The 11,747-nt window shown below is 64.5% G+C and carries 12 protein-coding genes; all 12 read left to right on the forward strand.

Annotated elements, in window-relative coordinates; all coding sequences use genetic code 11:
- Window positions 1-7: 7 nt before the first annotated feature.
- Window positions 8-1,147 carry a glutamate 5-kinase gene (gene proB, locus E0702_RS12095; RefSeq protein WP_132044185.1) on the forward strand — a complete coding sequence of 380 codons (1,140 nt, stop codon included), beginning with the start codon at window positions 8-10 and terminating at the stop codon, window positions 1,145-1,147.
- A 212-nt stretch (window positions 1,148-1,359) separates the two neighbouring features.
- A complete protein-coding gene (gene rpsT / locus E0702_RS12100) occupies window positions 1,360-1,626 on the forward strand; it encodes a 30S ribosomal protein S20 (RefSeq protein WP_132044187.1) in 267 nt (88 codons plus the stop codon).
- Window positions 1,627-1,809: 183 nt separating this feature from the next.
- Window positions 1,810-3,333 (forward strand): murein biosynthesis integral membrane protein MurJ, encoded by a 1,524-nt coding sequence (murJ, locus tag E0702_RS12105; RefSeq protein WP_132044209.1) that lies wholly within the window; start codon window positions 1,810-1,812, stop codon window positions 3,331-3,333.
- Window positions 3,334-3,418: 85 nt separating this feature from the next.
- Window positions 3,419-4,519: a bifunctional riboflavin kinase/FAD synthetase gene (ribF, locus tag E0702_RS12110; RefSeq protein ID WP_132044189.1), complete on the forward strand. Its 1,101-nt coding sequence runs from the start codon at window positions 3,419-3,421 to the stop codon at window positions 4,517-4,519.
- 10 nt (window positions 4,520-4,529) lie between these two features.
- A complete protein-coding gene (gene ileS, locus E0702_RS12115; protein WP_205741928.1) occupies window positions 4,530-7,373 on the forward strand; it encodes an isoleucine--tRNA ligase in 2,844 nt (947 codons plus the stop codon).
- Window positions 7,366-7,881 carry a signal peptidase II gene (lspA, locus tag E0702_RS12120; protein WP_132044193.1) on the forward strand — a complete coding sequence of 172 codons (516 nt, stop codon included), beginning with the start codon at window positions 7,366-7,368 and terminating at the stop codon, window positions 7,879-7,881. The genes ileS and lspA overlap by 8 nt, the downstream gene beginning before the upstream one ends.
- A gap of 150 nt (window positions 7,882-8,031) precedes the next feature.
- Window positions 8,032-8,493 carry an FKBP-type peptidyl-prolyl cis-trans isomerase gene (fkpB, locus tag E0702_RS12125; protein WP_132044195.1) on the forward strand — a complete coding sequence of 154 codons (462 nt, stop codon included), beginning with the start codon at window positions 8,032-8,034 and terminating at the stop codon, window positions 8,491-8,493.
- Window positions 8,494-8,553: 60 nt separating this feature from the next.
- On the forward strand, window positions 8,554-9,507 hold the full coding sequence (ispH, locus tag E0702_RS12130; protein WP_132044197.1) for a 4-hydroxy-3-methylbut-2-enyl diphosphate reductase: 954 nt from the start codon (window positions 8,554-8,556) through the stop codon (window positions 9,505-9,507).
- 290 nt (window positions 9,508-9,797) lie between these two features.
- The gene (locus E0702_RS20080; protein ID WP_132044199.1) at window positions 9,798-10,262 is read left to right on the forward strand and encodes a type IV pilin protein; all 465 of its coding nucleotides are present in this window, start codon (window positions 9,798-9,800) and stop codon (window positions 10,260-10,262) included.
- Entirely contained in the window at window positions 10,249-10,731 is a 483-nt protein-coding gene (locus E0702_RS12140; RefSeq protein WP_165927527.1) for a GspH/FimT family pseudopilin, read from the forward strand. Before E0702_RS20080 ends, E0702_RS12140 begins: the two co-directional genes overlap by 14 nt.
- Window positions 10,728-11,165, forward strand: coding sequence for a type IV pilus modification protein PilV (gene pilV / locus E0702_RS12145; protein ID WP_132044201.1), 438 nt, complete (start codon window positions 10,728-10,730; stop codon window positions 11,163-11,165). Before E0702_RS12140 ends, pilV begins: the two co-directional genes overlap by 4 nt.
- Window positions 11,165-11,747: PilW family protein (locus E0702_RS12150; protein WP_240721730.1), on the forward strand; the 583-nt coding region annotated here is incomplete at its 3' end. The genes pilV and E0702_RS12150, both read left to right, overlap by 1 nt.

Raw genomic sequence — 11,747 nt, forward strand, 5'->3', positions numbered from 1 at the left:
TGAGCGAATGGACAGTGACGAGCAGGTGATGGGTCGCGAGGCGCTGAAGGGCGCCCGCCGGGTGGTGGTAAAGATCGGCAGCGCCCTGCTGACCAACGACGGGCGTGATCTCGACGAGGCGGCGATCGGCGGCTGGGTCGATCAGATCGCCACGCTGCATCGGCGTGGCATCGAGGTGGTGCTGGTCTCCTCCGGCGCCGTGGCCGCGGGCATGGTGCGACTCGGCTGGCAGGCGCGCCCCTCGGCGGTGCATGAGCTGCAGGCCGCGGCGGCGGTAGGCCAGAATGGCCTCACCGAGTGCTACGAGGGTCACTTCGCACGCCATGATCTGCTCACCGCCCAGGTGCTGCTGACCCACGATGACCTCTCCAACCGCAAGCGCTACCTCAATGCACGCTCGGCGCTGCGCACCCTGGTCGACCTGCGGGTGGTGCCGGTGATCAACGAGAACGACACCGTGGTCACCGACGAGATCCGCTTTGGCGACAACGACACCCTGGGGGCCCTGGTGGCCAACCTGCTGCAGGCCGACGCCCTGGTCATTCTCACCGACCAGGAGGGGCTGTTCGACGCCGACCCGCGCTTGAATCCCGATGCCCGGCTGATCGCCGAGGGGCGTGCCGACGACCCGGCCCTGGCGGCCGTGGCCGGCGGCGGCGGGGCGCTGGGGCGTGGCGGCATGACCACCAAGATTCGTGCCGCCAGCCTGGCGGCGCGCTCCGGTGCCGTCACCGCCATTGCCAGCGGTCGCCAGTCCGATGTGCTGGTTCGGCTGGTCGATGGCGAGCGCCTGGGCACCCTGTTGCGGCCCGATCAGGCCCCCATGGCGGCGCGCAAGCGCTGGCTGGCCGGGCAGCTCCAGGTGCGCGGCACCCTGACCCTGGACGCCGGCGCGGTGAAGGTGCTGCGCGAAAGCGGCTCCAGCCTGCTGCCGGTCGGGGTGAGGGCGGCCGCCGGGCAGTTTCGGCGCGGCGATATGGTGCTGTGTGTCGACGAGCAGGGTGAGCGGGTGGCCAAGGGGCTGGTCAACTATGGGCTCGACGACGCACAGCGCATCATCGGGCAGCCCAGCCACCAGATCGAGGCGATCCTCGGCTTTATGGAAGCGCCGGAGCTGATCCATCGCGACAACCTGGTGGTGCTGTAGCCCTGTGTTATAGACCAGGACCTATGGCAAGCCCCGCCCGGGCTATGGTAGGATGCGCCATCCTCTCAGACACGGCCCGTGAACGATCGCCGCACCAGCAGCGGTCGGCCAGATGGCCAAACCGGCGGTAAAGATGACTCTTTGCTGCCGGATCAATACGTTATCGCAGCCGTCATTACACGGGCGGCGAAGAATCTCCAAGGAGACAGCAAGTGGCAAACAGCAAGCAAGCTCGCAAGCGCGCCCGTCAGGCCGAAGGTCGTCGTGTCCTGAAGGCCAGTCAGCGCAGCATGGTCCGCACCTACATCAAGCGCGTTATCACCGCCATCAACGGTGGTGACCACGCCGAGGCGATGACCGCCTTCCAGAAGGCGCAGCCGGTCATCGACCGCATCGCCGACAAGGACGTGCTTTCCAAGAAGAAGGCCGCGCGCCTGAAGAGCCGCCTGAACAAGCGCATCAAGGCCCTGGCTGCCTAAGCCGGTCCGATGCCATCGAGAGCCGGCCACTGGCCGGCATCTCGTGAAAAAACCGGCTGCGGCCGGTTTTTTTGTGGCCGTTAGTTATCAAGCCGAGGAACAGACGTGGCGGATCGCGAACAGGCGCCACCGGCAGCGGTGGACGAGAACGACAGGGTAGTGGCCCCCAAGGGCGGCGGTCTGATGCGCTCGGGCCTGGTGGTCGGCGTGATGACCATGCTCTCGCGGGTAATGGGGCTGGCGCGTGACGTGGTGATCGCCGCGCTGTTCGGCGCGGGGCAGGGGGCCGACGCCTTCTTCGTCGCCTTCAAGATCCCCAACTTCATGCGCCGGCTGTTCGCCGAGGGCGCCTTCAATCAGGCCTTCGTGCCGGTGCTATCGGAGTACGCCACCCGGGGCAGCCGACGCGAGGTGCGCGAACTGCTCGATGCCGTCTCCGGCAGCCTGGCCGCGGTGCTGTTTCTACTGACTGCGCTGGCGATGTTCGCCGCCCCCTGGCTGGTATGGGTGTTCGCCCCCGGCTTCGGTCGTGACCCGGCCAAGCTGGCGCTTACCGCCGACATGCTGCGCCTCACCTTCCCCTATCTGCTGCTGATCTCGCTTACGGCCTTTGCCGGCAGCGTGCTCAACACCTGGAACCGCTTCGCGGTGCCGGCCTTTACTCCGGTGCTGCTCAATCTCTCGCTGATCGGGGCGGCGCTGCTGCTGACCCCGCTGATGAGCGAGCCGGCCATGGCGCTGGCCTGGGGGGTGTTGATCGCCGGTGTGGCCCAGCTCGCCTTCCAGGTGCCCTTTCTGGTGCGGCTGGGGCTGGCGCCGCGGCCCTGGCCCAGCTTCGCCCATGCCGGCGTCAAACGGATCATGAAGCTGATGGTGCCGGCGCTGTTCGGTGTCTCGGTATCGCAGATCAATCTGCTGCTGGATACCGTGCTCGCCTCGTTGCTGGCGGCGGGAAGCGTCTCCTGGCTCTACTACTCCGACCGCCTGGTGGAGCTGCCGCTGGGGGTGTTCGGCATCGCCATCGGCACCGTGATCCTGCCGGCCCTGTCGCGCCGCCATGCCGAGCAGTCTGGCGAGCATTTCAGCGCCATGCTCGATTGGGCGATCCGCACCGTGCTGCTGCTGGGGCTGCCCGCGGCCCTGGCCCTGGCCCTGCTCGCCGAGCCGCTGCTGATCTCGCTGTTCCACTACGGGGCCATGACCGAGCGCGACATCGCCATGGCGGCGATGAGTCTGCGCGCCTACTCCCTGGGGCTGGTGGCCTTCATGCTGATCAAGGTGCTGGCACCGGGCTTCTTCGCCCGCCAGGACACCAAGACCCCGGTGAAGGTCGGCATCATCGCCATGGTCGCGAATATGATCTTCAACCTGATCCTGATCTGGCCCCTGGCCCACGCCGGCCTGGCGCTGGCCACCGCGCTCTCGGCATTCATGAACGCCGGCCTGCTGGGCTGGCTGCTCAGGAAGCAGGGCGTGCTGGTGTTCCAGCCCGGCTGGGGCCGCTATGCGGTCCAGCTGCTGGGTGGCTGCGCAGTGATGGGGCTCGGCCTCTGGTGGTTCTCTCCCGACTGGCAGGCGTGGCTCGGCTGGGGTGTCTGGCAGCGTGTCGCCTGGCTGGCGGCGCTGGTGGTCGGTGGTGCGGGCCTCTACTTCGCCTGGCTGGCCGCTACCGGGGTGCGGCTCAGGCACTTCAGGATGAAGGGCTAGGCTGGCCCGGCTGTCAAGGGGCCGTCTGTCCGGTATAATCGACGATTTAACCACCATTCGACGCCGAGCGGGGCTCCAGCACGCCATGCAAGTGATTCGAGGACTGCACAACCTGCGCGACGAGCATCGTGGCTGCGTGGCCACCATCGGCAACTTCGATGGGGTCCACCGCGGGCATCAGGCGATTCTCGAGCAGTGTCGCGAGCAGGCCCGGCGTCTCGGCCTGCCGGTGACGGTGGTGGTGTTCGAACCACAGCCCCGCGAGTTCTTCGCCGAAGACCAGGCGCCGCCGCGGCTTACCCGCCTGCGCGACAAGGTGCGGCTGCTCGGCGAGGCGAGGGTGGAGCGTGTGCTCTGCCTGCCGTTCAACGACGCCCTGCGCAGCCTGACCGCCGAGGCCTTTATCCAGCGGGTGCTGATCCAGGGGCTGGGCGTGCGCCACCTGGTGGTGGGCGATGACTTCCGCTTCGGCTGCGACCGCCGTGGCGACTTCCATCTGCTGACCGCGGTGGGCGAGGCCGAAGGCTTCGGCGTGGAGCATACCCGCACCTTCACCATCGACGATGAGCGGGTCTCCAGCAGCCGTATTCGCACCCTGCTGGCCAGCGGCAACTTCGAGGCCGCGGCACGCCTGCTGGGGCGGCCCTATCGTCTGGGCGGCCGCGTGGTGGCCGACCAGAAGCTCGGCCGTACCATCGGCGTGCCCACCGCCAATCTGCCCCAGCCGATGCGCTCCCTGGCGCTGCATGGGGTCTATGCGGTACTGACCGAACTGCCCGATGGTCGCCGTCTGCCGGGGGTGGCCAATATCGGCTGGCGGCCCACGGTGGGCAGCGTGCGGCCGGTGCTCGAGGTGCACCTGTTCGACTTCGACGGTGACCTCTATGGCGAGCGGCTGGTGGTGATGCCCTGTGCCAAGCTGCGCGGCGAGGTGAAGTTCGAGGACTTCGCGGCGCTCAAGCATCAGATCGGTCTCGACCAGCAGCGTGCTCGCGATTATTTTTTTCAGCACCCCGAAGCCGGTGCGTACGCTTTTCGGCACCCCGAAGCCGGTGCGAGCGGTTCTCGGCACCCCGAGACCCTTGGTAACGATGATTCTCTTCCTCTGGCATCGGCGCCGCTGGCGCGCGAGGCCGTGACACTCGATTCCTCGGCGGGTATCTCCGCCGACCATGACGACGGCTGATCCCCAGAATATGAGCGACTACAAGCCCACTCTGAACCTGCCAGAAACCGACTTCCCCATGCGCGGCATGCTGCCCAAGCGCGAGCCCGAGCGGCTGGCCCAGTGGCAGCAGCAGGATATCTACCACCGCCTGCGCGAGGCGCGCCAGGGTCGTGAGCTGTTCGTGCTGCACGATGGCCCTCCCTACGCCAATGGCAGCATTCATATCGGTCACGCCGTCAACAAGATCCTCAAGGACATCATCGTCAAGTCGAAGAACCTGGCCGGCTTCGATGCCCCCTACGTGCCCGGCTGGGACTGCCACGGCCTGCCCATCGAGCACAAGGTGGAGACCACCCACGGCAAGCAGCTGGAGCCCGAGCGCGCCCGCGAGCTGTGCCGCGAGTATGCCGCCGAGCAGATCCAGGAGCAGCTCAAGGACTTCGTGCGCCTGGGTGTGATCGGCGACTGGGACAACCCCTACCGCTCCATGGACTACGCCAACGAGGCGGGCGAGATCCGCGCGCTGGCCGATATGGTCGAGGCCGGCTATGTGTTCAAGGGGCTGAAGCCGGTCAACTGGTGCTTCGACTGTGGCTCGGCACTGGCCGAGGCCGAGGTGGAGTACCAGGACAAGCAGTCCGACGCCATCGACGTGGCCTTCACGATCGAGGACGCGGACCGCCTGGCGGCCGTCTTCGGCCTGGAGGCGCTGCCCAAGCCGGCCGCGGTGGTCATCTGGACCACCACGCCCTGGACCGTTCCCGCCAACCAGGCGCTCAACATGCACCCGGAGTTCACCTACGCCCTGGTGGACACCGGCGAGCGGCTGCTGGTGCTGGCCGAGGAGCTGGTGGAGTCGTGCCTGGAGCGCTTCGGCCTGAGCGGCGAGGTGATCGCCACCGCCCGTGGCGAGGCCTTCGACGGCATCCGCTTCCGCCATCCGCTCTATGAGCGCCTGTCGCCGGTCTATCTGGCCGACTACGTGGAGTGTGAGGTGGGCAGCACCGGCATCGTCCACTCGGCGCCGGCCTACGGCGTGGATGACTTCGTGACCTGCCGTGCCCATGGCATGACCTTCGACGAGATCGAGAGCCCGGTGCAGGGCAATGGCGTCTACGTCGACAGCCTGCCGTTCTTCGGCGGCCAGATGATCTGGAAGGCCAACCCTCAGATCGTCGCCAAGCTCGAGGAGGTCGGCGCGCTGATGGCTCACAAGCCGATCACCCACAGCTACATGCACTGCTGGCGCCACAAGACGCCGGTGATCTACCGCGCCACCGCCCAGTGGTTCGTGGGCATGGACGTGGCCGGCAAGGATGGCCGCACCCTGCGCGAGCGTGCGCTCGAGGGCATCGAGGCCACCCGCTTCACCCCGGCCTGGGGCAAGGCGCGCCTGCACAGCATGATCGCCAACCGCCCCGACTGGTGTATCTCCCGCCAGCGCAACTGGGGCGTGCCGATTCCGTTCTTCCTGCACAAGGCCAGCGGCGAGCTGCACCCGCGCACCGTCGAGCTGATGGAGGAGGCCGCCAAGCGCGTCGAGGCCGAGGGCATCGATGCCTGGTTCCGCCTCGATCCCGCCGAGCTGCTGGGCGAGGAAGCCGCCGACTACGACAAGGTCACCGATACCCTGGACGTGTGGTTCGACTCCGGCACCACCCATCGCCATGTGCTGCGGGGTTCGCACCCCCACGGCCATGAGAGCGGCCCGCGCGCCGACCTCTACCTGGAGGGCTCCGACCAGCACCGCGGCTGGTTCCACTCCTCGCTGCTGACCGGCTGCGCCATCGACGGCCACCCGCCGTACCGTGGCCTGCTCACCCACGGCTTCACCGTGGATGCCCAGGGCCGCAAGATGTCCAAGTCGGTGGGCAACGTGGTCGCCCCCCAGCAGGTGATGGACAAGCTCGGCGCCGATATCCTGCGCCTGTGGGCCGCCTCCACCGACTACTCCGGCGAGATGGCGGTCTCCGACGAGATCCTCAAGCGCACCGCCGATGTCTATCGCCGTATCCGCAACACCTCGCGCTTCCTGCTCGCCAACCTCAATGGCTTCGAGCCGCAGCGCGACGCGCTGCCATTCGATGAGATGCTGGCCCTGGACCAGTGGGTGGTGGATCGCGCCGCCCAGCTGCAGGCACGCATCGAGACCGCCTATGAGGAGTACCGCTTCCTCGATGTCTACCAGCAGGTGCACGGCTTCTGTGCCCGCGAGCTGGGCGGCTTCTACCTGGACGTGATCAAGGACCGCCAGTACACCACCCAGGCCGACTCGGTGGCACGCCGCAGCGCCCAGACCGCGCTCTATCATGTGGTCGAGGCACTCTCGCGCTGGGTGGCGCCGATCCTCAGCTTCACCGCCGAGGAGATCCATGAGCATATCCCCGGGGCGCGCGGCGACAGCGTGCTGCTCGAGGAGTACTACACCGGGCTCGAGACCCTGGCCGATGATGCCGAGATGGGCCGCGACTTCTGGGAGCAGGTGCTCAACGTCAAGCAGGCGGTCAACAAGTGCCTGGAAGACGCCCGTAACGCCAAGGCGATCAAGGGCAGCCTGGCCGCCGAGGTCACCCTCCATGTGGACGATGCCCTGCACGCCACGCTGGCCAAGCTGGGCGACGAGCTGCGCTTCGTGATGCTGACCAGCGAGGTGCGCCTGGCACCGCTGGCCGAGGGTGAAACGCCCGAGGGGGCCGAGGCCACCGAGCTCGAGGGCCTCAGGGTCGCCGTCAACGAGAGCCCGAACCAGAAGTGCGAGCGCTGCTGGCACCACCGCGAGGATGTGGGCAGCCACGCCGCGCATGTCGACCTCTGCGGCCGTTGCATCAGCAACCTGCCGGATGGCCCGGGCGAGACGCGTCGCTATGCGTGAGGTGTCGCCCATACCGCCGATGCACCAGCCCCTGCGCTGGCTATGGCTGGCGCTGGCGGTGGTCGTGCTCGACCTGGCCACCAAGTACGCCGCCTCTGCCTGGCTGCCGTTCGCCCGGCCGGTGGAGGTGCTGCCGTTCTTCAACCTGACGCTGCTGCACAACACCGGCGCGGCCTTCAGCTTCCTGGCCAGCCACCCCGGCTGGCAGCGCTGGCTGTTCGCCACCATCGCGGTGGGGGCCAGCATCGGCCTGACGCTCTGGATGCGCCGGCTCAAGCGTGACGAGACGCTGCTCGCGGCGTCGCTGGCGATGATCATCGGCGGCGCCCTGGGCAACCTCTACGACCGCCTGGTGCACGGCTATGTGGTCGACTTCCTCTCCTTCCACGCGGCGGGCTGGTACTACCCCGCCTTCAACGTGGCGGACATCGGCATCACCCTGGGCGCCATCGGGCTGATCTGGGAGTCGGTGTTCGGCGAGAAGCGCCGCGCCCGCCACCGGGACTAGGCCACCCAAGACAACCGCGAGAATTTGTAGGAGGCCGGCACCGCCGGCGGTGCGACGTTTCGCCGAATGGCGCCGAAGGCGCCCCGGCGGTGCCACCCGGCCCTAGCAAGATTACCGAACCGAAATCCTGTTTACCGAGTCCCAATTCCCATGACCGACCAGAACAGCCCGCAGCACCGCATCGACGAGGGCATGGAAGTGACCCTGCACTTCACCCTCAAGCTGGAAGACGGCACCGTGGTGGACTCCACCCGCGACAAGGCCCCGGCCACCTTCCTGCTGGGCGACGGCAACCTGCCGCCCGGCTTCGAACACCCCATGAAGGGCATGAGCGCCGGCGAGAGCGCCACCTTCGAGATCACCCCGGAGCACGCCTTCGGCCAGCACAACCCGCAGAACATCCAGCGCCTCAAGCGCGATGACTTCGGTGAAGAGCCCCTGGAGATCGGCACCGTGATGTCCTTCGCGGACCCCGCCGGCGGCGAGCTTCCCGGCGTGATCAGCGCCATCGAGGGGGAGCAGGTGGACGTGGACTTCAACCACCCGCTGGCGGGGCGCACCCTGACCTTCGAGGTCGAGATCATCGACGTGGTGCCGGCCACTACCCACTAAGCCATTTCGCCCTGGCAATCAGCTAGACTGATGCTGTTTCGCATCAAGGAATTTCTCACCATGCAAATCAGGCTCGCCAATCCCCGTGGCTTCTGCGCTGGCGTCGACCGCGCCATCGAGATCGTCAACAGTGCGCTGGACGTGTTCGGTCCGCCGATCTACGTGCGTCATGAGGTGGTCCATAACCGCTTCGTGGTCGACAGCCTGCGCGAGCGGGGAGCGGTATTCGTCGAGGAGCTCCATGAGGTACCCGACGACGTGATCGTGATCTTCTCCGCCCATGGCGTCTCTCGCGCCGTGCAGGAGGAGGCCGAGCAGCGTGGCCTCAAGGTGTTCGACGCCACCTGCCCGCTGGTCACCAAGGTGCACCTGGAGGTGCTGCGCTACGCCCGGCGTGGTCAGGAGTGCGTGCTGATCGGCCACGCCGGCCACCCCGAGGTGGAAGGCACCATGGGGCGCTACGACACCAGCCTCGGCGGCACCATTCATCTGGTGGAGAACGAGGAGGACGTGGCCACGCTCGAGGTGAAGGATCCGAGTCGCCTGGCCTATGTTACCCAGACCACCCTCTCCATGGATGACACCGCCAAGGTGATCGACGCCCTGCGCGCCCGCTTCCCGGACATCCAGGGGCCGCGCAAGGATGACATCTGCTACGCCACCCAGAACCGCCAGGACGCCGTGCGCGAACTCGCCGACGGCGCGGACCTGGTGCTGGTGGTGGGAAGCCTCAACAGCTCCAACTCCAACCGCCTGCGTGAGCTCTCCGAGCGGGTCGGCACCCCCGCCTATCTGGTCGACAACGCCGACCAGATCGACCCGGCCTGGCTCGAGGGCGTCAATGCCATCGGCGTCACCGCCGGCGCCAGCGCCCCGGAGGTGCTGGTGCAGGGCGTGATCGAGCGGCTCAAGAGCCTCGGCGCCAGCGCCCCCGAGGAGCTCGCCGGCCGTGAGGAGACCATTACCTTCTCCATGCCCCGCGAGCTGCGTGAGCGCGTGATCGTCAGCGAGTAGCGGCGCCGCAATCACCGCCCGCGCCAAGCCGGAAACGCCGCCGTCACCCGAAAGACGGCGGCGTTTCTGTCTCCCGGGAAGGGGTGTGCGGCGCACCACACGGGAATGGGTGTCAGGGGGTGACGATCATGCCCTGTAGCCAGCAGCGACTCAGCGCCTAGCCCGTCATGGCATATGTGCAGGATGCCGCTCACCCTGGCAGCATGACATTTTTGGTCCATCACCCTACCGGAGTCTCGCCTCTTGATACATACTGAAACAAATACATCACTCGTAGGGAGACGTCACGCGTGATCATCGACACCTCTCAACGCACTCCCCGGCGTCCGGCAGGCACTGCCCGGCACAGCGACGGCTTCAGTCTTATCGAGCTGATGATTGCGGTCGCCGTCATCGGCATCTTGGCGTCGATTGCGTACCCGAGTTATACGGGTTATGTGGAGCGAGCGAGAGTTTCTGATGGCCAAGCCATGGTTATGGATATCGCAAGCAGGCTAGAGCGTTGTTATACCGCCACTTACGATTATAAGAAAAAAAATTCGGCAGGTGATTCGTGTGTTGATTTTTCTGATCTGAAATCGAAGGAAGGCTATTACAAGATAACTGCAAAGGGTAAAGGGAATGCAGGAAGCTTTGATAGTGACGAATATAGTGTCGTGGCTAGCCATATAGATGGCGAGCCTGCCGTAGCTTGTGAAACATTGTGGATCGACAGCACTGGCAAACAGGGCGGAGCAAATGATGACTGCTGGTGATCGACAGTCATGCCAAGGATTTACGCTGATTGAACTTTTGGTCACCATCGCCGTGGCTATCACCTTGGCCACCGTGGCTGTGCCGAGTTTTCAAAGCGTTATGGCGCGAAGTCAGTGGGCTAGTGATTATAATCAAATTCTTGGCGGGCTAACTCTAGCTAGGAGCGAGGCAGTCAAGCGACGAGAAAATGTAACCCTGAAGGTCAAGTCTGGTGGAGCTTCCTGGTCTTATGAAGTTAAAGATTCTGGTGGGAGTGATTTGAGAGTCAGAGCTTCCGGTAATGATCGTGTCAGCCTGCTCGTGGCTGATAATTTCAGCGTTATCTTTAATTCGTTAGGGAAGGTTGAGGGTGGTAGCTGTGACGGTGGTTGTGAGATGAAAGTCGAGAGTGGCAAACATTGTCGGTTGATCGATATTAGTAGTCTTGGGCGAATTGGACGTGCAGATTGTGCCGAGGAGGGGGGGTGACATCTTCATCATACAAGTCACGGTATAGTGGCTTTACCCTAATCGAGGCGCTGGTTGCCCTGTTGGTGCTGTCCATCGGCATGCTGGGTGTGGCAGCCATGCAGCTCAAGTCCCTGCAAGGAGCCCATGCGGCTTATCAGCGCTCCTATGCCACCTTGATCGCCGTCGATGCCCAGGAGCGAGTCTGGAAGGAGTTTTCATCTGATCAAGAGTGCCCTTCGGATATTGCTCAAGTATCGACGGATTGGAAGGGGCACTGGTTTCCCGATATGGCTCCATTTGCGGATGCTGGCAGTGTGATTAGAGACAAGGATGGAAACGGCGCTGATCTTCCTAAGTGCGAATATCAGGCCGTCGTGAGTTGGGAAGAAAAGCGTTTGGGTGATGCCGATAGCGAATTTGTCTATATATTTCGACTGCCGGAGATTAATTGATGATGCCGGATATACGCTTTTCTCGCCGAATCCCGTCATCTTCGTCCGGGTTTTCGCTTGTCGAACTAATGGTCGCCATGTTGATTGGCCTGGTGATCATTTTGGGCGCCGGCCAGCTCTTTTTGACCGTGTTTCAGACCAATCGTCAGGTTGATCTGCTTAGCGAAAAGCAAGCGGCAATCACCTTTCTTACCGAGGATTTGATTAGAGAGGTCAGGCGAGGTGATTTTGTTGCTGAGAACTATAGGTTATCCCGGGTCAAGGAAAAAGAGAGTCCTGCTGTAATAGAGAAAAAAGATGCTGTAGGGAAGTTTCAGGAGCTGGTGGGTGGGTTGATGATGCCTCAGGGTGCGAGTGAAGAAAATATTCTTTTTTCAAACTCAAGTTATGGGTTGGCGACATCAAGTGGCGCAGTAACAACGTTTGATTTCGAATTGGAGAGTGTGGATGGAAACCGAGAGCCTATAAAATTTATTGCTGTAGAGCGTACTGCTGCAGTTGGTGGTGAGACCGGTGATGGTGAGACCGGTGATGGTGAGACCGGTGATGGTGAGACCGGTGATGGTGAGACCGGTGATGGTG

Origin of the sequence: Halomonas marinisediminis, assembly GCF_004347715.1 — a bacterium.
In the GTDB taxonomy this organism is placed as follows: Bacteria; Pseudomonadota; Gammaproteobacteria; order Pseudomonadales; family Halomonadaceae; genus Halomonas; species Halomonas icarae.

Bases quoted from the DNA above. Each gene is read 5' to 3' on its own strand.
- ileS (WP_205741928.1), top strand. From the start codon at position 4,530: ATGAGCGACTACAAGCCCACTCTGAACCTGCCAGAAACCGACTTCCCC.
- proB (WP_132044185.1), top strand. From the start codon at position 8: ATGGACAGTGACGAGCAGGTGATGGGTCGCGAGGCGCTGAAGGGCGCC.
- ribF (WP_132044189.1), top strand. From the start codon at position 3,419: ATGCAAGTGATTCGAGGACTGCACAACCTGCGCGACGAGCATCGTGGC.
- lspA (WP_132044193.1), top strand. From the start codon at position 7,366: ATGCGTGAGGTGTCGCCCATACCGCCGATGCACCAGCCCCTGCGCTGG.
- murJ (WP_132044209.1), top strand. From the start codon at position 1,810: ATGCGCTCGGGCCTGGTGGTCGGCGTGATGACCATGCTCTCGCGGGTA.
- ispH (WP_132044197.1), top strand. From the start codon at position 8,554: ATGCAAATCAGGCTCGCCAATCCCCGTGGCTTCTGCGCTGGCGTCGAC.
- E0702_RS12140 (WP_165927527.1), top strand. From the start codon at position 10,249: ATGACTGCTGGTGATCGACAGTCATGCCAAGGATTTACGCTGATTGAA.
- fkpB (WP_132044195.1), top strand. From the start codon at position 8,032: ATGACCGACCAGAACAGCCCGCAGCACCGCATCGACGAGGGCATGGAA.